We start from the raw sequence: 19,753 nt of genomic DNA on the forward strand, positions 1-19,753 counted from the left end.
TATGCCTCCAAGCTCCCAATCTACAAATTCAAATCAATTGCCTTCTTATTCCGCGAGAGGAAGATACTATCGTGGCAGCTTTTTTCTTTGGAAAAAAATATTCGGTCTATTCTGGTATTATAAATTTGTAAGATTATTTCTTTCTTCCAAATCAAGAGAAGAAAGAGAATTAGAATTTTATAAATCGTTGGGCTTAGAGTGCAGAGACTTCTTCCTAAAAATGGGGGGAGTGTATGTAAAACTTGGCCAATATTTCGCATCACTATCTCATCTATTTCCTGAAAGTTTTACTGAACCGTTGCAGGACTTACAAGATAGAGTTCCTCCTCATCTTTTTTCTGAAATTAAGGAAAGGTTCAAAAAAGAATTCGGAAAAGAAATCGCACAAGTTTTCCCTGATATTTCGGAAGCACCTTTGGCTTCCGCATCCATTGCACAAGTTCATTCTGCCACCTTTAAGGGGGAGAAAGTAGCGGTTAAAATTTTATACCCGGGCATCGAAGAGATAATCGAAAAAGATCTGAAAGCAGTTCGTAAATTCCTGAAAAGGATTAATCGATTCTTAGTTACTTTCGATTTCAAAATAGTTCATAAGGAAATTGCAAAATTAGTAGGAAGAGAAACAGATCTTCGTTTAGAAGCTGAGTCCATGGACCGTATGGCCAGATATTTTGCAGAAGAGCCTGATTATGTTTTTCCCAAACTTGTTCCTGAGTGGAGTGGCAAAAGTGTTTTGACTGCTCAATTTATAGAAGGGAAGCGGATCACTCAAGCCGGCATATTAAAAAAAGGACAAGCAAAGTCTAGGCCAGTAGATCTTTTGATCAGAGCTTATATTCTTATGATTTTTGAATATAGGTTTTATCATGCAGATCCTCATCCAGGAAATATGATCTATACTCCGGATGAAAAACTATGTTTTATAGATTTCGGAGCAGTGGGGGAGATCCCTCCTAGCCAAGCTGTCGCTCTTAGAAAGATAATCTTATGTGCAATGACAAAGGATTATCCTGCGCTTGTTGAGGCTCTCGATGAGCTAGGACTTGTTTCTAAAAAAGCGGATAGAGAAAAGTTAGAAGAAGTAGTCCGTTATTCCATGGAAAAACTTTCTAAGTTCTTATCTGATACGGATTCATTTAAGAATATAAAGTTTGAACAGATCCACACACCGGAAGATCTGAAATTTTTAAAAGAGATCAATTCCAGTCTTCGTGGACTTCTTAGAATGATCCAATTGCCGACTGCTCTTGTTCCGTTAGAGAGAGTGCTTGGTCTACTGGTTGGAATTACTGCAAGTTTAGATCCATATCGAACCGTTTTAGATTATGGAGAAAAACCATTTAAGGGTCTTGTCTTCCAAGGAGAGAACCAATGGCAGAAGGTCCTGGTCCAGGAAGGTGGCATCTGGGGCCAGGCAGTTTCTCTTCCTGGAGAATTATTACAGGCGGTTAAAAATTTAAACCGAGGCAAACAGGCCTATAAACTTCCGGACCTAGAACAACATACTAAGAAGATGTATTCTTTAGGTCATCAGATCATCAGCACAACATTTATACTTTTTGGTATCCATTATGGAACCGATAGATTAGATAAAGGGATCGAAACTCAAGCAATGGTGGCTTACGGGGTATCCGTTTTCTTCGGAATCCTCCTTGCTCTATCCGTTATCAAAAATAAATTCAGCTCTAAAAGGAATCGTCAGTGAAATATTTCGAAAAGAAATTCTTAGAGGTATACCCGCCTATCTTCATCATCAGTGTGATTGTTGGAACAGTTATAGATCTGGTTACCAAATACATCGCAATACTATATCTAAGACCTCATAACCCTGTCGAATTGATGGGAGATTTTTTCCGTTTAACTCTGACTTTCAATACCGGTTTTGTGATGGGTCTCTTCCAGGGATTTCCAAGAACCTCTTTGTCCCTGACTGCAGTTGCTATCTTAGTTCTAATTGCATATCGTTGGAAAAATTCAGACCTAGGGCATCCTGCCGGTTGGGCGCTTGTAATGTCCGGAGCATTCGGAAATTTTATAGATAAGTTTTTTGTAAAAATTATTGGGATCGGAGCAGAGTTCGGATTCGTAGAAAATCGTTACGAAGGAAGATTTATCGGAGTGGTGGACTTTTTGGACTTCGATTGGCCGAACTGGCTTTTAATTGATAGATGGCCTGCATTCAACTTCGCAGATTCCTGCGTGAGTGTTGGATTGGTAATACTGATCCTGACCATGAAAATCGAAGAGGATAAGAAGTAGTTTTGAATTTTCTACAACTCCCCATCTGGAAAAAGATAATAAAGAAGAAGGGAACCTCTAACCCAGAGATCATACGTTTCCTTCGAGAGACTTCTGTATTCGGAAAACTAAAAAGAAGGACCTTGCACGAGATTGCAAGACTCGTCCACGTTAGGCAATATTCCGAAGGAGAGGAAATTTTCAGACAGGGAGAAGCCGGAGCAGGATTTTATATGATCTTTGACGGCAAGGTCGCAATCCGTTCTGTAAGAGAAGGAGTAGAATTGGATCTGGCCCATTTAGACCAACATTCATTTTTCGGAGAACTTTCCTTATTCTCCGAAGAAAGAAGGACGGCAACTGCGATTGCACAAGAACCTTCTACATTACTCGGGTTTTTTCAACCTGACTTAAAAGAAATTATAGAAACAAAACCTAAGATAGGGATTGAGATACTCTTAAGCCTTACTGGGGTTGTTGTAGAAAGACTTCAAAAAACCAATCAGCTATTGGAAAAAGCATATTATAAGGGCAAACAAAAAAATGCCTGATACGAAACCGCTTTCTACATACGTAATCCGATTTATATTTTTCTTTTTAGTCGGAGCGGCTATCGTATTCTTTGTAATTGGTCTGCAACTTCTTATAGTGCCGATCGCTCTTTCCTTAATTCTGTTCTATATATTTAACGGAACCATAAACTACTTCGAAACATTGGGAGTGCCCAGGATTGTTTCGGTAGCAATACTTATCTTCTTACTCTGCCTTCCTATCTATCTAATTGCGACAGAGGTTGCACCTCCGATCGTTTCTACTTTGCAGCCTATCATGAAGAGCTGGAAGCAAGATATAGATGATGCAAAATTTAAGTATTTGGTAGTTGGTTTCCAACTTAGATTTAATGATTATCCAGCTAGCTGGGAAGATACAATCCGTCCTGATGAATTGGTAAAACAAGCTGCGGAGTTTATTCACGCTCAGGTAAGCGGTTTAGTTTCTGTAATTCCTACATTGATAGGATATTTAGTGGTTACTCCATTATTTGCATTTTTGTTTTTGTTAAATGGAAATGGAGTGTATAAGAATATAGTAAGTCTTGTTCCGAATCGATATTTTGAAATGACCTTAATGGTAGCTTCAAAGATCAACGAACAGATTACGAATTATTTGAGAAGTTTGGTAATCCAAAGTGCGATCATCACCGTGATATCTATGATTGGATTCTATGTGATTGGTCTAAAGTTCTTTTATATCTTTGCTTTGTTCGCTGGGATCGCAAACTCCATTCCTTACTTAGGGCCGATCATTGGAATGGTCCCTCCATTATTCATGACTCTTACCCAAGGCGCTGGGATCTTTACTCCGAATTCGATCAACGACGGAATGGGAATGTATGAATTAATGGTAGCTATTCTTGTTGTGGTCTTGATCGCACAAGCAGTGGATAACTTTTTTGTTCAGCCAGTTATTATCTCGGATGCAGTTTCTTTACATCCGGTCATTGTAGTAGGCGCTGTTACTGTGGGAGGAAGTCTACTTGGTATAGCAGGAATGCTTGTTGCAGTTCCGCTAGCTGCGATCTTGAAGGTGACGATTGCTTCTCTTTATAGGTCTATGAAAGATCACAAGCTGCTTTGAATAAAGCAGCTTGATAACTTCTTCTTTTACTCTGCTCCAATTCCTAAATAAACCCTGACTTTTTCTGATTCGAATTTTGCAGCAGCATTTTCATCTGGAAACAGTTTAGAAAAAATGAATGCAGAAATAAACGCCAAAGACATGGAAACGATAGCAGGATTTTTTAAAGGGAAAATTGCCTGATCAAATTTAAAAACATCCACCCAAACAGTTGGGCTGAATATTATAAATAAGGTCGCTGAGACAGAACCGATCAGAATAGAGAATACTCCGCCCATTGTGCTGAAATTCCGCCATAGAATAGATAAGAATAATGCGGGGAAGTTCCCGCTAGCAGCAATTGCAAATGCAAGTCCCACCATAAAAGCTACGTTCTGGTCTTTAAATAAAATCCCCAAAAGAATGCTGACTATACTAAATACAACAGTTGCCTTTTTGGCAACTGAAACTTGTTCATCCTCTGTCGCTTTACCTTCTGTAAAAACATTGAAATAAAGATCATGAGAAATGGTAGAAGCAGCTGCCAATGTTAGGCCAGCAACCACTGCAAGAATAGTAGCAAATGCAACTGCTGCTATAAATCCTAAGAATGGTGTTCCACCAAGAAGTTCAGCTAAAAGTGCGGCTGCCATATTCCCACCCTTATCAATTCCTGCGATCTGTTCTCTTCCGATCAAAACCGCAGCGGCAAAACCTACAATTGGAATGATGATATAAAAATAACCTATAAATGTAGTAGCGTAAGCAACAGATTTTCTAGCTTCTTTTGCATCTGGCACAGTATAAAATCTCATTAGAATATGAGGTAAACCTAATAGACCGAACATCAAAGCAAGTCCCAGGGAAATAGAGTCGATAGGACTGGAAGCAAATCCTCCTGGTTCTAAGGCGGTTCTTCCGAATTTAGTTTCTACTGCGGAGAATAAATTCTCTAAGCTAAAACCGAATTGTGCCAAAGACAAAATCACAAGTAAGGTAACTCCAAAAAGTAGAAGGCAGGCTTTAATGATCTGCACCCAAGTAGTTGCGATCATTCCCCCAAATAGAACATAAAGAAGCATGACTCCGCCCACGATCACAACTGCCAACTCATAAGGGAGACCGAACATTAGGTTGATCAATTTTCCGGAGCCAACGATTTGAGCGATGGAGTAGGTGATTGTGACTAAAATTCCGCCGATAGAAGCAACGATCCGCATCGGTTTTTGTTTTAAACGAAAAGCTAATACATCCGCAAAAGTATATTTGCCTAAATTACGTAAAGGTTCCGCCAAAAGGAACATGAGTGCGGGCCAACCTACAAGCCAGCCAACCGCATATATGATCCCATCATAACCTTTTAAAGCTACCATTCCTGAAATTCCTAAGAAGGAGGCAGCAGACATGAAGTCGCCGGAAAGAGCTAAACCATTTTGGAAACCTGTAATAGACCTTCCTGCAGCATAAAACTCACTGGAAGTTTTGGTTTTTTTAGCGGCCCAATAAGTAATTCCCAATGTAAGAATTACGAATACCACGAAGAATAAAACGGAGATAAAGTTTGGTTGGCCTAAAGAGGATTCCATTATTTAGTCTCCGATTCTAATTTAGATTTTAATACTTCTACTTCTTGATCGTAATATCGATTGGCCCAGAATACATAAATGAATGTGAGTAACCAAGAGAATAAGATTACGGATGCACCTGCATACAATCCGTAATTGCCAAAATTACCTAGTTTTTCGGTAACCCATTCCTTCTTTAAGGCGATGATTAGTATAAATCCGTAATAGTTCAGGAATAGGAAAAACAATAAAACGAAACTAACTGTCCATCTAGTACGAACTAGTTTTTTAAACTCGATGGATTCGATCAATTGATGAGCTTTTATCTTCATGTGAAGTCCTTGGAACGGCGGAGAGAATAGAACTATACCTCCGGTTGGCAAGGATAAAAAGCTTTTTTAAAATAAACCGTTGATACCGTTTATATTAACCGTTTTGATAATTTCTTTTTCTTGTTCGGTCTCTGCCACTTTCCAAGTGACTCCTGTTGGAGTGGAAAGTAGACTTCTTCCTATCCTTTTTTTACCAAAAGGAATGCCATAACCTGAGCTACGTACTAAGAACATTCCATATTGAGAGGAAAGATCTGCGTAATTTTTTAGATCTTGAGAATAGTTCGTACCGTTATCCGAAATAGAATCCAAATGAAATGCTAAATTGATCCTATCAGATTTTAGTTTTTCTAATTTAGACTTATCTTGGATCTCTTTTCCTGCAAAGATCCCAAAACGAAATCCTCCTAGGATCAGAGAATCTTCTCCCGAGCCTGGTATAGCAGGAGAATCTTCGGTTGATAATCCTTTTACGTCGTACCAATCTACTAGTACAATGTTTTGAACAATTGGAATAGAAAATCTTAATTTACCCTCGTCGTCTCTGCGGAACATTCCTCCGCCAAAGATCGCACCTTTATAAACTTCTGAGATAGCATAGATCTCATCTAAAAAAGTTTTAGCGCGAGAAGCTAATGATTCAGGAGAACCATTTCCTCCTCCTGGAAAATATAATGGTAGAATGAGGAAATCCGATTTTTCCTTAGAAAGTTTGGTTCTTTGTTCAGGAGAAACCGGTTGGGATAGATCCTTTTGGAAAAGGGTAATTTTTACTGAGGTCACTCTTTACCTGCGACTTTGAATTTAATCGGAAAGTATGGAAGGGTCCACACCGAAACTATCGTCTTCTCCGTCGCCGGACTCGCCACCAGGACTTAAAATTTCTGCTTCAGGAGCAGCGCTTGCAGCCTTGATACCGAATTCTTTTTCCATCTCTTCTGCGGAAAGTTCAGGAACTCCACCGAAAAGATCTCCGTTTTCCAAACGTTCGGAAAACGCCAGAGCATAACAATAAGATTCCATAATACACTGCTTTATAGGTTTCTTATTCAATCTCTTTTTGGATTCCATTAGATCGAAAGTCATTAAAGTTTCCATATTGGTCACGATCTCTTTTTTGCCTTTCATATCTGCGATCAATTTGGAAAGAAGTTCTGCTCCCTTTTGAAAAAAGTCCTTAGCGGTAACTCTTACGTTACGCGACTGTTGGCTTCTTTTAGTCTCAAGGGCAGAAGTTTTTTTGGAAGCTTCAATATAATTTGCGCCAGGATTTTTGAGATGGTTTTCCAGCTCTTTGTAATACTGATCATAAATCCTGAATTGTTCGTGGATCCCTCTCGTAGTCTCGTAAAGATCGATCAGTTTTTCGCGATAATCAATTTTGGATCCGGCCGCGATTGTAGGTTTCAGATCTATTTTCTTGGTGGTCATTACGAAGGAATATTCCTCGTCGAACTCCTTGAAAAATAGCCAGGTTAATAATGCCTTATCTCCTGCCGGGATAAGTTCGTGTTCTCCCCTGGTATCATGACGTTTTCTTAATTGATCTAAAGGCATGGATCTCATGAGTTTTAAGCCATATTTCAGCTCTTTGCTGAGGCCTTCTTCTGGATCTATTGGCTTTTCTTCCGGAGCTTCTTCCGTATCTTCCTCTTCTGGATGGACTCCGCCGGAGATTTCGTCTAACTCTTCTCCCTGTTTTCTTTGGCCGAGTTTTTCTTCTGGAAGAATTCCTAGAACATTCTCCATATAAGTGCTTAAAAGTGGGATATTTTTATCCTCACTTCTAAGAATTGCAAGATAGAGTTTATCAAAAATAGTTCCGTAAAGAACATCGAATTCTTGGAGAGCTCTTTTTCTTTTGGTATTATAAACTGTAGCAGGTTTACCTTCCAGTTTTTCAAGAGCCTGATAGCCCAAGGTCACAGCCTTTACGTAAGAACCTTGGAACGGATACATATAATACAGTTTTTTGAATATAGAATAGAGAGGTTGTCTTATTCTAGACGGTGCAACAGGAAGGTCAGGAGCAGCGCTATGCCCTTCTAAAAGCTGGTTCAACTCAGTGCTATCATATGCTTTGTGCATTCTGCCCAAGAGCTCTATGTAAAGAGGGTTTTGTCCGTCGAGTTCCTTTGCGATCTTAGAAGCGTATGCAGGGTTTCCTAAAAGATCGTTGCCCACAAAATTCATTTCCAGAAGTGCTTTTTTTCCTGCGATATTCAGCTCGGACATAAAAGCAGGGAGAAGGTCACTGGAAGAAAATGACGTTACGCGGGAGATCCAGCATTTGAATCGGACCGCCATACGATTGAAAAAATTTCCCATCTCATCTTCTAAAGCTTTACGATCCATAATTGGATTTGGCTTAGAAGGTACCTGTTTTGCAGAAGATCTTCCTGATTGAGAAGATTGATTTTGCCTCGGGTCTCTTCCCCCGGCTTGGCTTCTTGCACCTTGGCGGACTTGGGGTTGCTCTTTTTGTTTACGAAGAGCTTCTTCCTTTTTTTTATCCTTATCGGAGACTACTTTTCCGCCAGCGGACTGGAACTTGTCGAACATTTCCCGCCTGGCTTTATCATCTAGGTTATTAGCACCGATACTTTTTCTTGTTTTATCGAATTCGGACATGGACTGGATTCCTTGGAAACCGCTCTGATTGTATCTTGGCTTTCTGGCGAAATAAATCAACAAAGATACTTATTTCTTGACATACTCTGAATTCCTGGGCCTGTTATTTTCCCATGATTCTTAAAAGTCTCGCCCGAGAAAATCACCTGGTACTTTCGGTCCAGGAGGATATCTTGATGGATAATTCCCGGGACTTTTACCTGGAGTTCGAGGACAGCGTTCGGGAGGGATATCCCCCTGTAGTCAGCTTTCATTTGGGTCTCGTAAAGTTTATCGACTCTTCTGGGATTGGCATTATTATCAAAGTCAGAAATCAGATCCGGGACCATCAAGGAACAGTGAATATATTCGGGCTAAATAAGTCCCTGCATTCCGTTTTTAGGCTTTCCGGTCTAGACAGAATTGTAAATCTGTACACCATCGAAGAATTTCTGGAGAAATACCCCGACTTTCGGGAATTTCTTACAGTAGAATGAACCGGAAACTCTTCTAAATAGTTCCAACAAATAGATGAATCAATTCGGCAAGAGTCCTGTAATGAATTTTTCACTTTTAGACATTATGAAGGGAAAAGCTCTCCGTACTTCCCTGATCCTTTTTTTAGTATTTAGTTTCTCCGGATGTTATCCTTATTTCTTCAAAGACAGGATGTTCCGCTCCGAAGGGATGGGATTTTTTACGATCAGTGTTTCTGATCTCGCTGATTTTGATAAAACTTCTAAGAATGATGATATTAAATTGGAACATCCTATCCAATTGGACCAGGCCAAAATTAAGGACTATTTTGGAAATTTAAGATATTCTAAACGTTCTTCTGTAGGTTATTTTTCAGATTTCGTATTTTCAGATCATGAATTGGATCTACTTGCAAGGGACCTTCCTTTTACTCTAAAAAATCTTCCAGATGATAAACTTCTTCTTATCATTTCTAAATATGATGATACTCAATCTGTGATCTCTTTTGACGAGATTACCAGTTGTATCCTTTGGGCTGCAGAAGGTAAGATCAATCTTCTATTTGGACGAGTCAAACGTGAGCTTGTGGATAGAGATGCTGCGTTAGATTTTAGCCGTTGGACACGAGTTGAAAAGATCAGACTCACTCATGGATTTGACGGAACTGAGATCGCAGAAGGGGAGAATGTTGACTTTGGACAAGTCGACGGACTTCCATTGCGTAAATGGGTTGTGTTCGATATGAAAAATCCAAGCAAATATAAATTCACTCCTAGAAAGCAGTACCAGCCTGTCAAACTCACCGACGAGAACGACAGACCTTGATCTAACGAATAGCATAATGGATCCGGAATATTGTTGTTTAAATCCTTCCATCACAGATCCTAAAGACTTAATTTCTTTCGAATATATCAATCCTGAAGTTTTGGATCTGATCAAAACGGACTCAAGATTTCAAGAAGGCAGCCGAATGGTCTCCTTGGGAGAATTGAATCTGGCTACGATGAAGTATATCCAAGGAATGATCCAAAAGGAAACTTCTGAACTGAGTTCCTTGGAAGAAGAAGTCAAAAACAGCCTGGAAAATCAGGAACTGATCTCAGAAGATCTCAATCAAACATTTCAATCTAAACTGACCTTTGGACAAAGAGTCGCGGATAAGGTGGCTGACTTTGGAGGAAGCTGGACATTCATATTAATGTTTGGATTTTCCATGGCGGTCTGGATCGGGATCAACGTATTCTTTTCCATATGGAGATTCGATCCTTATCCATTCATTTTGCTTAATTTACTTTTATCTACTTTAGCTGCGATCCAGGCCCCTATCATTATGATGAGCCAGAACAGACAAGAAGCAAAAGACAGGGCCAGATCGGAAATGGATTATAAGATCAATCTAAAGGCAGAGCTTGAGATACGACATCTTCATGAAAAGATAGATCATATTCTCAAAAACCAATGGAGAAGGTTAACTGAGATCCAACAAATCCAGATGCAGATGATGCAAATATTAGGAAATCGTAAATAGTAGAAGGACTTAAATCTTGCGGTGTTTGCGCAAGATTTGTTAGTGCGGCCTTAAACGGCCGCCGCACAACGTTTACAAAGACCGTTATGTCTTTCCTCTGCAGGATGTCTCCAGCAGCGAGGACATTCTTCTTCCTTAGGTTTTACAACTCTAACTGAAAAATGTTCATCAGAATATTCGGACAATTGTTCTCTGCCGGATTTTTCAAAACCTACTTGAGAAACTGTAAAGATCAGCTCCAGAGCTTCTAAAGAAAAATCTTTTTGAAGTTTGCTCTCTGCTTTGGAAGTGATTTCCACTGCTGCTTCTAAAGATTTTCCTAATTTACTAGCCTGTCTCGCAAGTTCCAAAGATTTGTGAACTGTTTCTCTTGCTTTTAATGCTTCTTCAAACTTAGCTTCCAGCTCTTTGTTCCTGAAAGAAGAAAGATCCGGGAATTCTTCTGTAAATACAGATTCTTTCTTACCATTCTCTTTCCAAACTTCTTCCGTGGTGAAACTTAAGATGGGTGCCGAGAATATACAAAGAGTTTCTAGGATGATCTGGAGTGCAGTGGAGGAAGATCTTCTTGTTTTAGAATCTCTTCTGTCACAATACATTCTATCCCGGATCATTTCAAAATAATCTTGGGAAAGTGTTACAGTACAGAATAACAGAAGTTTTTGATATACTTGGTGGAACTGGTAATTCTCATAATGGTTTTTTAGTTCTTCTGCAAGTTGTGCCAGTTTGGATAGATAATATTTATCTACTTCTTCCAAATCGGAAACACCGAGGTTTTGGTCTGAAGAATGTCCTGCCAAGTTGCCTAAAAGATATCTGAATGTGTTTCGGATCTTTCTGTAATTATCAGCGATGATCTTAAGGCCTTCTTTACCAACTTTTACATCGTCTCTGAAATCCTGAGAGCTAACCCAAAGTCTGAGTATATCCGCTCCATATACATTGATAATATCAGTAGTTGGATCTATTCCATTGCCCAATGACTTGGACATCGCTCTTCCTTGTTCATCCAAAACATATCCGTGAGTAAGGACAGATTTGTAAGGAGGAATTCCACGCAATGCCATGGAAGGCCATAGGCTGGATTGGAACCAACCTCTATGTTGGTCTGAACCTTCCAGATATAGATCTGCAGGAGGTTCGTTGCCTCTTTCTTTTAAAACTGCAAAATTAGAAACTCCAGAATCGAACCAAACATCTAAAATATCTTTTCCTTTTCTAAAAGTAGAAGATCCACATTTGGAACATTTTGTATCAGGAGGAAGAAGTGAATCTGCTGGCTCACTGTACCAGATCTCTATTCCTTTCGTTCTCACTAAGTCAGTGAAGAACTTTACGGATTTTGCATCTAGATGAGTTTCATTACAATTATCGCAAGTGAATGCAGGAATTGGAACTCCCCAGTTTCTTTGTCTGGAAAGACACCAGTCAGGTCTTGTTTCTACCATAGAGCGGATCCTGGTGATTCCCCAATTAGGGATCCAACTGACTTTGTCAATTGCCTCTAAGGATTTTTCCCTAAGTTGTTGGTAATCCATTTGGAAAAACCATTGCGGGGTCGCACGGAAGATCAGAGGTTTTTTGCTTCTCCAGCTATGAGGATAGCTATGTTCAAATTCTGAATAATGAAGAAGTAGATTTTTTTCTTTGAGCAATTCTACGATCTTAGGATTTGCATCCCAGACCTTGATCCCTTTCATCATTGGGAATTCGTCAGTATATCTACCGTAATCATCTACAGGAGAATAAGGTTCTAAACCTGCAGCCAAACCAATCTTATAGTCGTCTTGTCCATGACCAGGTGCTGTGTGAACCGCCCCTGTTCCTGCATCTAGAGTTACATGTTCTCCAAAAAGAGGAATAGAATCCTGATCTAAGAATGGATGGCGGAAAACCATTTTAGAAAGAGCTTCCTGAGAGACTGGCTCTTTCTTAGTGAGTTGGACTTCTGCTGCTTTTTCTACTGCTTCTTTTAATCCATCTGCAAGTAGTAATTCTTCTCCATTAGGAGTTGTATAAAATGAATATGCGAATTTAGGATTAAAACTAATTGCAAGGTTTGCAGGAAGAGTCCATGGAGTAGTGGTCCAGATTAAACAGAATTTTCCATCCTGCCCTTTGATCGGGAATTTTACATAGATAGATGGGGACTTATGAGGATAATATTCGATCTCTGCTTCTGCGTGAGCGGTCGCAAGTTCTATACACCAATAAACAGGTTTTTTGCCTCTATATACATAACCTTTTTCGAATAGATCTCCAAACACTTCTACGATTTTTGCCTCGAAATCGGGGCTCATCGTTTTGTAGATCTTACCTTCTTCCCAAAAACATAAGAAACGAGAAAGATCCTGCCCTTGTTTTTGAACGAACTGTTCTGCGTATTCTCTACAAAGTTTTCTTAATTCTTCCGGGCCGATCTCTTTTGCTTTTTTGCCTAAATTTTTAAGAACTTGTACTTCGATTGGAAGACCATGGCAGTCCCAGCCAGGGATCATATCTGTTTGATATCCCGCAAAAAATTTGGACTTAACGATCATATCCTTTAGGATCTTATTAAGTGCATGTCCTGTATGAAAGTTACCGTTTGCATAAGGAGGTCCGTCATGAAGAATGAACTGAGGCCTATCCTTTCTTTTTTCCTGCATTTTACGAAGGATCTTTTCTGACTGCCATGTTTTGATCTGATCAGGCTCTCTTGTGGAAAGCCCTGCCTTCATTGGAAAATCCGTTTGAGGGAGTATTACGGTACTTGAATATGGATTCTTCTTATCTTCTTCTTTCATGGATTAAAATTCTATCTTCACTTTAGGGAGAAGTTTTCTTGCAGATTCTATTTGGGAAGGTTTTAAACCGGTCTCTTTTAGGATGAGAAGTCTTAGTTTAGGATGGCTTGCTAAAAATCCTAAGTTTTTAGGGAAGGATGCGATCTTTCTGTTTCTAGCCAGATCCAAAACTTCTAATTTGGGAAATCCCATTATAATATCTATATCAGATTCTGAGAATTCTATCTTATTGGAATCCAGATAGATTGTCTGGATAGAATTTGCCGGTAGTTCTGTTGGAATTCCAACAAAGTCGTTATTTCCTGCGAAAAAAAATCTGAGTTTAGAAAGTTTCGAAATAGATGCAGGAAGTTTTTCTATATCATTTCCGTATATATTCAAATGTTCTAAATTACTCCAATCTCCTGCATTTTCGGGAAGAGATGTAAGCTCGTTCATTCTAAGGTCCAACCATTTCAGATTTGGAAAATTGAATAGAGTAGGAGGAACCGTTCCAAGTTTTCCCAAACCCAAATCTAATTTTTCGATAGAGTTTGGATTTTTAGCAGCCTCATTTAAAATTTCAGAAGCAGGACGTCTGCAATCAGAAATAATGAAAGCGGCACAAAGGATTAAATAGGCGATGCCGATTTTTTGGATGGATCTCATTTGAATATTTCCTCCAAACCGGATTCATAAACCGATTTTAGTTCGTTTGAAGAGGTGGAAATTCCGTACCCTTCTATCTCGAGTTTAGCCTCTGATTCTACAGTTCCAATGGAGTAGAAGTCCAGACCTTTGGAGCTAACAAGTGATTTGATACTTTCTTCTTTTCCTTTTTCGTAACCGATCAGAACAGAACCTGAACTTTCTCCGAAAAGTGTAAGATCTTTTCTGGATTGTTTGATTGTGCTTAAGTCTGCCTTAATCCCGAGTCCGGATAGTATTACAATTTTCGCAAGTGCTACCCCGATCCCTCCCAGAGAAAGATCCTTTGCAAAAGAAAGGTTTCCATTCTTTCTAAGAGAAACCAAAACTTCTAATAAGGATTTTTCGTCTGCAAGATCGAATTTAGGGATCTGTCCTTGCACTTTACCTAAGAAAGCTTTTTGGTATTCGCTTCCGCCTAAGCTTGGATTAAATTTACCGATTAGTGCTAAACTAAGTCCCGCTTTTTTAGGAGCTCCCCAGACTGCTTCTTTCTGCTTATCCAGAATTCCTACCATTCCAATAGTTGGAGTAGGGAAGATCGGCCCTTCTGGTGATTCATTATAGAAGGAAACGTTCCCTCCTGTGACAGGAAGTCCTAAAAACCTACAGGCATCTCCCATTCCTCGGACGCATTCTGAAAACATATAATAGTTTTCTGGAATATAAGGATTTGCAAAGTTCAGGTTATTAGTCACACCTAAAGGTTCTGCACCAGTAACAGCTACGTTTCTTGCTGCTTCGCAAACTGCGAGTGCCGCTCCCCAATACGGATCCAAATAAGTGAATCTGGAATTACAATCTGTTGCAGTTGCCAATGCCATATCTGTATCAGGTATCGCAGATAATCCTCCATCTGCACCTGGTCCGATGAGTTTTACTAGGCCAACCTCAGTATCATACTGCTCTATGATTGGTTTTCTAGAGGATATATTCCAAGAATTTAATAGTTTAAGAAGTTTTTTGCCAGATTCCTTATCTTGCAGATCAGGAGTTGAATCAGGAGTCCAAGTGGAAACCTGGTCCAAATACGCAGGACGTTTTGTTTCCCTAACGTATCTAGGGGCGCCTCCTCCTAAAACTAACGTATCAGCTGGGATCTTAGCTTTCAGATTTCCATCTTTATAAACTTCTAATAATCCGGTATCGGTGACCTCTCCGATCTGGACTGCGTTTAGATTCCATTTTTTGAATATGGCAACAAGCTCTTCTTCTTTTCCTTTTTCTGGGATCACCAACATTCTTTCTTGGCTTTCGGAAAGCATTGCTTCATATGCATTCATTCCAGTCTCACGGAAAGGAACTAGATCTAGATTGATCTTCATTCCGGATTTACCTTTTGCACTCATCTCAGAAGTAGCGCAGGAAATTCCGGCAGCACCCATGTCTTGGATACCTATTAAAAGTTTTTTCTGGATTGCTTCGAGAGAAGCTTCCATCAGTAGTTTTTCCATAAATGGATCTCCTACTTGGACAGCGGAACGTTTTGATTCTGATTCTTTTGTCAGATCTTTAGATGCAAAGGATGCACCGTGGATACCGTCTCTTCCTGTAGTAGAACCTACGATAAATACTGCGTTGCCTACCTTTCCTCCAGTGGTTGCGCTTGCCATTTGATCATGTCTGACGATCCCGACAGTCATTGCGTTCACCAAAGGGTTTTTGGAAAAACATTCGTCTATGAATAATTCTCCACCTGAGACTGCGATACCTAATGAGTTACCGTAATCTCCGATACCTTTGACAGCTCTGGATAATAAGTATTTATTTCTAGGTTCGTCTGGGTTACCAAACCTAAGAGAGTTTAAAGATACAATAGGTCTTGCTCCCATTGTAAAAATATCTCTCATGATCCCACCCACTCCTGTGGCTGCACCTTGGTAAGGTTCCACTGCAGTAGGGTGATTATGGCTTTCTATTTTGAAAACAACTGCCAGTCCTTGGCCAATATCCATGGCGCCGGCATTCTCTTCTCCCGCTTGGGCCAAAAGTTTATCAGACTTTGTAGGAAGAGTTTTTAATTGAAGGATAGAATTTTTATAAGAGCAATGCTCCGACCACATTGCGGAGAAAATTCCGAGTTCTGTGGAGTTAGGGAGTCTGCCTAGGATTTCCTGGATTTTGCTAAATTCTTCTGAGGTAAGACCGTGTTCGAGAGCGTCTTGGAGGGAGACGGATTCTTTTTCCATTACGGGACCAGTTTTTCTGACTTGGCCCCCACTGAAAACTATTTTAGGGCGGAAATACTGTCTTTAGGATTCAGATATTGTAGTAGTTCCTACGGTAATACAAAAGAGGTCTCTTGGAATCATCGGATACAGCAAATAAGACTCTTCCGATCACTATGGTATGATCTCCTCCATCTACTTGTTTTTCTAGCTCACATTCTATCCTGGACAATGTTCCGTTCAAGTAAGGCACTCCGTTATGCCCTAGATCGCAGGCTAACTTTTGGATCAGATCATGTTTATCAATTTTGCCGGATGCGAATTGGTTGGATAGTTCCTGTTGGTCAGAAGACAGGATATTTACTGTGAATAGACCGGATGCGAGTAATGGATCATGGCTTGTTATATTCTTTTGAAGGCTAAAAAGCACCAAAGGTGGATCCAATGAAAGCGAGCTGAAACTGCTAACGGTTAATCCTCCTGCTCTAGTGGTGTCTGAGAAAGTAACCACAGTTACCCCGGATGCAAAATGAGAGAGTGAATTTTTGAATTCGTCCGTGCTGAAAGACATAGAATGTAAATAGTTTTAGAAAGAGTATTTGTAAAGTGGGAATTCTGAAAAAAAAATCAGGTTTTGTTGACCGAAACCGACCTCAAGTGTAATAGAACTGTCGGAGGGTTTATGAGCATACAAGGGATCCAAGGGTTATCTGAAACGGAAATACGTTCGGAGGTACAAAAAGGGGGAAAGTTCGTATATTATCTTTATACGTTTTCCATTTTGATCATGACCTTTAAAAATCCTTCTAAAGTGTATTTTATTCGTGCGAGGGAAAATTCTATTTTAAAAGGATTAGGGTTCACCATCGTGACTTTGTTTTTCGGATGGTGGGGATTTCCTTGGGGACCGATCTATAGTATCCAATCCCTGTTCACTAATTTAAGCGGCGGAAAAGATATTACTCCCGAAGTTTTGAGTTCCTTCGGGACAGAACAAAAAATAGATATGGATCGTTTTTAGACCTTTTAGGTTTTTTTAATATCTGCCCAAGGCCTTTCTTTTTCTAACTGACCGGCCAATCTAAATAGAAGATCTTCTCTTCCTCTTTTGGAAGTGAATAACATTCCGATAGGTAGGCCAAGGGTCGTTTTAGAAAGTGGAACAGACATGGAAGGTTGTCCTGTTAGATTTGCTAGCTGTGTAAACGGAGTTCTAGAAAGATTTTTTTCTACAAGTTGGTCTACCATACCGCTGGCCAAGAGTAATTTTCCTGTTCCTATTCTTCCGATGATCTGCATTGCAATTTCTTCATATAGTTTTGGAGCAAGTTCTCCAATTTTAGCAGGAGGCTCTGCAGTAGTTGGAGTTAGGTATAGATCATAATTTTCTAAAAAGGATTCCGAGATATAAGCTGCCTCATCCCAATATCGGATCGCAGATACAAATTCTCCGGCGGATATAGATCTTCCTAGTAATCCTAAAATCCAAGTAGTGGATTCCACATCTCCCATCTTTGCTTTTCTGCCTAATACTTTGTCTAAGCGAGAGATCTCTGAAGCAACTTCTCCGAAATACATAGTCACATATGCTTTTGCTAAACGTTTTCCATCCACCTGAGGAGAATTTTCTTCTAATTTGTGGCCCAATGATTTCAGAAGTTTTACTGTGTCGTGTAACGCGTCTATATGATCTTGATTAACTGGGGTTCCAATAGGAGAAGTAAAAGAATATGCGATCTTTAGTTTACCTGGTGACTTCTTCGCTTCAGATAGATAAGAAGTTTTATTTTTCTCCATGGAGAATGCTTCTTCTATCCCAACACCTGAAACTATATCTAAAACAGCTGCGCTGTCTCTAACTGATTTTGTAAGGACATGATCCTGAGAAGCACCTTGCCAAACTCTTCCGTAAGGACGAACTGGAACTCTTCCTCTAGTTGGTTTTAATCCGAATAATCCACAATATGCAGCAGGGATCCTGATCGATCCTCCTCCATCTGAACCAGTTGCGATAGAACTCATTCCGGATGCGACTGCTGCTCCTGCACCACCGCTAGAACCGCCTGGAGTTCTTTCTGGATCCCAAGGATTTCGGGTAGGTCCGTGAAATTTTGGCTCAGTAATTCCCATCAAAGCAAATTCAGGAACATTCGTGGTTCCTATAAAAAGAAATCCTGCATTTCTAAGTTTGGAAACAAAAACACTGTCATCCGATGGAATGTAATTTTTGTAAGCCTTGGAACCTGAAGTAATCTTTTGTCCCTTCACATGATGTAATAGATCTTTGATAAGAAGTGGAACTCCATGAAAGGGTCCCTTAGGTAACTTGCCGGATCTTAACTCTTCTCTCGCTTTGTCGATTGTGTTCAAAACGACTGCGTTCAATTCTGGATTAAATCTATCTATCTTTGTTTCAGAAAAATCTAATAATTCCTTGGGCTGGATCTTCTTCTTTCGGATCAGATCAGCGAGGCCGATACTATCATAGGAATCGAATGGAAATTTTGTAGTACTCATATTCTTCCGCCAGAATGGATTTAGGACTCGGTCGAAGGGGTAAATCCAGACAGAATACTGGGAACCATTTACCGAATAAAACGCTCTAAGGGAGAGAGGCATAAAGCCCAGCCCACTAGGGTCAAGGATATTCCCCCAGCCAAAGGGAATTTTCATTTATAGAATCGCAGCTAAAATCAGGATAGGTAAATATTGGTGTTCGGAATAATGGATATATTGGCAAAATACGGCAAACTTAGACGCGGAAGCTGGGCTGTGCTCGTTTTCTTCTTCAGTTTGGCGATCGAGGCCGATACCGAGCTGGACAAACAGTTTTTATCTGCGGTAAAAGAAGGGGACCTTCGTAAGGTAGAGTTACTTCTGAACCAAGGCGCCACAGTGGACGCCAAGGATGATGATGGCCGCACAGCGATTATGCTCGCAGATGGTGAGGATGTAGTTGAGTTTCTCATCAAACACGGAGCAAATATCAATGCTCAGGATGTGGATGGGAACTCCGTATTATTCTATCGTTTACTTCCTATTTTAAAAGTAAAAATACCTGATATGGACGATCTGGCCGAGGCAAAACGACTGATCGAGTCCGGCGCATTGGTGGAATATACCGCTCGAAAAGGTGAGGATCAAAAACCAGTTTCCCTTTTGAATATGGCGATCCGGAACCAAAGCCTTGTTTTAGTAAAATTTTTGATAGAGAACGGTGCGAATCCAAATCATGATCCAGGTGGGATCGAAGAATATCCACTATTCTTAGCAGTGGGAGGTTCTTCTTCTCCTTCTAATTTGGCGATTGCAGAATATTTATTGGCGAATGGTTCTAAAGCAGTGTTCACTAGCAGATTGAAAGATGTTCATTCTGCAAATGGGACTCATCAGATTGGTGCAAGAAATGCATTTCATTATGCTACAGAGCCCAAACAACCTGACCTAAAAATTTTGGATGTTTTAGCTAAGGCTGGGACAAATCTTAATCATAGAGATGCAGAAGGAAAAACTCCTCTAATGGAAGCTATCCAGAGAAAAAATGTTTCTGCCGCACAGAAATTGATCCAACTCGGATCAGACCTTACTCTTGCAGATAATCAAGGTAAGACAGTACTAGATCTGGCAAAAGAATATCATCTGGATGAAATAGAGCGGATTTTGGCCGAAAAACTTTCCTCCAAGACACAATAATACAAAATCTTCTTAGTATACAGTTTTTAGAGTATACCCAAACCACTTT

Annotated in this window: 18 protein-coding genes; 9 read left to right on the forward strand and 9 right to left on the reverse strand. The window is 39.9% G+C overall.

Features of this window, described 5'->3' with window-relative positions; all coding sequences use genetic code 11:
- The first annotated feature begins 1 nt into the window (after nucleotide 1).
- Genes EHQ52_RS11835 through EHQ52_RS11850 form a run of 4 tightly spaced genes read left to right on the forward strand, consistent with a single transcriptional unit; the run spans nucleotide 2 to nucleotide 3,876 of the window.
- Entirely contained in the window at nucleotides 2-1,705 is a 1,704-nt protein-coding gene (locus EHQ52_RS11835) for an ABC1 kinase family protein (RefSeq protein WP_135615352.1), read from the forward strand.
- Entirely contained in the window at nucleotides 1,702-2,259 is a 558-nt protein-coding gene (locus EHQ52_RS11840) for a lipoprotein signal peptidase (RefSeq protein WP_135615353.1), read from the forward strand. The genes EHQ52_RS11835 and EHQ52_RS11840 overlap by 4 nt, the downstream gene beginning before the upstream one ends.
- 2 nt (nucleotides 2,260-2,261) lie before the next feature.
- The gene (locus EHQ52_RS11845) at nucleotides 2,262-2,789 is read left to right on the forward strand and encodes a cyclic nucleotide-binding domain-containing protein (protein WP_135615354.1); all 528 of its coding nucleotides are present in this window, start codon (nucleotides 2,262-2,264) and stop codon (nucleotides 2,787-2,789) included.
- Complete coding sequence (locus tag EHQ52_RS11850; RefSeq protein WP_135615355.1) at nucleotides 2,782-3,876, forward strand: AI-2E family transporter; 1,095 nt, start codon at nucleotides 2,782-2,784, stop codon at nucleotides 3,874-3,876. The genes EHQ52_RS11845 and EHQ52_RS11850 overlap by 8 nt, the downstream gene beginning before the upstream one ends.
- Before the next feature lie 26 nt (nucleotides 3,877-3,902).
- Here EHQ52_RS11850 and EHQ52_RS11855 read toward each other — a convergent pair whose 3' ends face one another.
- From EHQ52_RS11855 to EHQ52_RS11870, 4 genes are all read right to left on the reverse strand, one after another.
- Entirely contained in the window at nucleotides 3,903-5,441 is a 1,539-nt protein-coding gene (locus EHQ52_RS11855) for a sodium:solute symporter family transporter (RefSeq protein ID WP_135615356.1), read from the reverse strand.
- On the reverse strand, nucleotides 5,441-5,752 hold the full coding sequence (locus EHQ52_RS11860; protein ID WP_135615357.1) for a DUF485 domain-containing protein: 312 nt from the start codon (nucleotides 5,750-5,752) through the stop codon (nucleotides 5,441-5,443). The genes EHQ52_RS11855 and EHQ52_RS11860 overlap by 1 nt, the downstream gene beginning before the upstream one ends.
- A 66-nt stretch (nucleotides 5,753-5,818) precedes the next feature.
- On the reverse strand, nucleotides 5,819-6,535 hold the full coding sequence (locus EHQ52_RS11865; RefSeq protein WP_135615358.1) for an amidohydrolase: 717 nt from the start codon (nucleotides 6,533-6,535) through the stop codon (nucleotides 5,819-5,821).
- Nucleotides 6,536-6,556: 21 nt separating this feature from the next.
- On the reverse strand, nucleotides 6,557-8,383 hold the full coding sequence (locus EHQ52_RS11870; RefSeq protein WP_135615359.1) for a hypothetical protein: 1,827 nt from the start codon (nucleotides 8,381-8,383) through the stop codon (nucleotides 6,557-6,559).
- Nucleotides 8,384-8,496: 113 nt separating this feature from the next.
- On the opposite strand from EHQ52_RS11870, the gene EHQ52_RS11875 reads away from it, so the two are divergent.
- From EHQ52_RS11875 to EHQ52_RS11885, 3 genes are all read left to right on the forward strand, one after another.
- A complete protein-coding gene (locus tag EHQ52_RS11875) occupies nucleotides 8,497-8,859 on the forward strand; it encodes an STAS domain-containing protein (RefSeq protein ID WP_100724141.1) in 363 nt (120 codons plus the stop codon).
- Between the two features lie 61 nt (nucleotides 8,860-8,920).
- The gene (locus EHQ52_RS11880; protein WP_135615360.1) at nucleotides 8,921-9,664 is read left to right on the forward strand and encodes an LA_1326/LA_4305 family lipoprotein; all 744 of its coding nucleotides are present in this window, start codon (nucleotides 8,921-8,923) and stop codon (nucleotides 9,662-9,664) included.
- A gap of 16 nt (nucleotides 9,665-9,680) precedes the next feature.
- Nucleotides 9,681-10,367: a DUF1003 domain-containing protein gene (locus tag EHQ52_RS11885; RefSeq protein ID WP_135615361.1), complete on the forward strand. Its 687-nt coding sequence runs from the start codon at nucleotides 9,681-9,683 to the stop codon at nucleotides 10,365-10,367.
- 50 nt (nucleotides 10,368-10,417) lie between these two features.
- Here EHQ52_RS11885 and ileS read toward each other — a convergent pair whose 3' ends face one another.
- From ileS to EHQ52_RS11905, 4 genes are all read right to left on the reverse strand, one after another.
- Nucleotides 10,418-13,156 carry an isoleucine--tRNA ligase gene (ileS, locus tag EHQ52_RS11890; protein WP_135615362.1) on the reverse strand — a complete coding sequence of 913 codons (2,739 nt, stop codon included), beginning with the start codon at nucleotides 13,154-13,156 and terminating at the stop codon, nucleotides 10,418-10,420.
- A 3-nt stretch (nucleotides 13,157-13,159) separates the two neighbouring features.
- Nucleotides 13,160-13,804 carry a leucine-rich repeat domain-containing protein gene (locus EHQ52_RS11895; RefSeq protein ID WP_135615363.1) on the reverse strand — a complete coding sequence of 215 codons (645 nt, stop codon included), beginning with the start codon at nucleotides 13,802-13,804 and terminating at the stop codon, nucleotides 13,160-13,162.
- A complete protein-coding gene (gene purL, locus EHQ52_RS11900; protein WP_135615364.1) occupies nucleotides 13,801-16,032 on the reverse strand; it encodes a phosphoribosylformylglycinamidine synthase subunit PurL in 2,232 nt (743 codons plus the stop codon). The genes EHQ52_RS11895 and purL overlap by 4 nt, the downstream gene beginning before the upstream one ends.
- 70 nt (nucleotides 16,033-16,102) lie before the next feature.
- Nucleotides 16,103-16,582 (reverse strand): flavin reductase family protein, encoded by a 480-nt coding sequence (locus tag EHQ52_RS11905; RefSeq protein ID WP_135615365.1) that lies wholly within the window; start codon nucleotides 16,580-16,582, stop codon nucleotides 16,103-16,105.
- A 111-nt stretch (nucleotides 16,583-16,693) separates the two neighbouring features.
- On the opposite strand from EHQ52_RS11905, the gene EHQ52_RS11910 reads away from it, so the two are divergent.
- Nucleotides 16,694-17,032 (forward strand): hypothetical protein, encoded by a 339-nt coding sequence (locus EHQ52_RS11910; protein WP_135615366.1) that lies wholly within the window; start codon nucleotides 16,694-16,696, stop codon nucleotides 17,030-17,032.
- A gap of 5 nt (nucleotides 17,033-17,037) precedes the next feature.
- On the opposite strand, the gene EHQ52_RS11915 is transcribed toward EHQ52_RS11910, so the two are convergent.
- Entirely contained in the window at nucleotides 17,038-18,528 is a 1,491-nt protein-coding gene (locus EHQ52_RS11915) for an amidase (protein WP_208653477.1), read from the reverse strand.
- A 207-nt stretch (nucleotides 18,529-18,735) separates the two neighbouring features.
- On the opposite strand from EHQ52_RS11915, the gene EHQ52_RS11920 reads away from it, so the two are divergent.
- Nucleotides 18,736-19,704, forward strand: coding sequence for an ankyrin repeat domain-containing protein (locus EHQ52_RS11920; RefSeq protein WP_135615368.1), 969 nt, complete (start codon nucleotides 18,736-18,738; stop codon nucleotides 19,702-19,704).
- The last annotated feature ends 49 nt before the right edge of the window (nucleotides 19,705-19,753 follow it).

It is taken from the genome of Leptospira koniambonensis (assembly GCF_004769555.1).
Taxonomy (GTDB): Bacteria; Spirochaetota; Leptospiria; order Leptospirales; family Leptospiraceae; genus Leptospira_B; species Leptospira_B koniambonensis.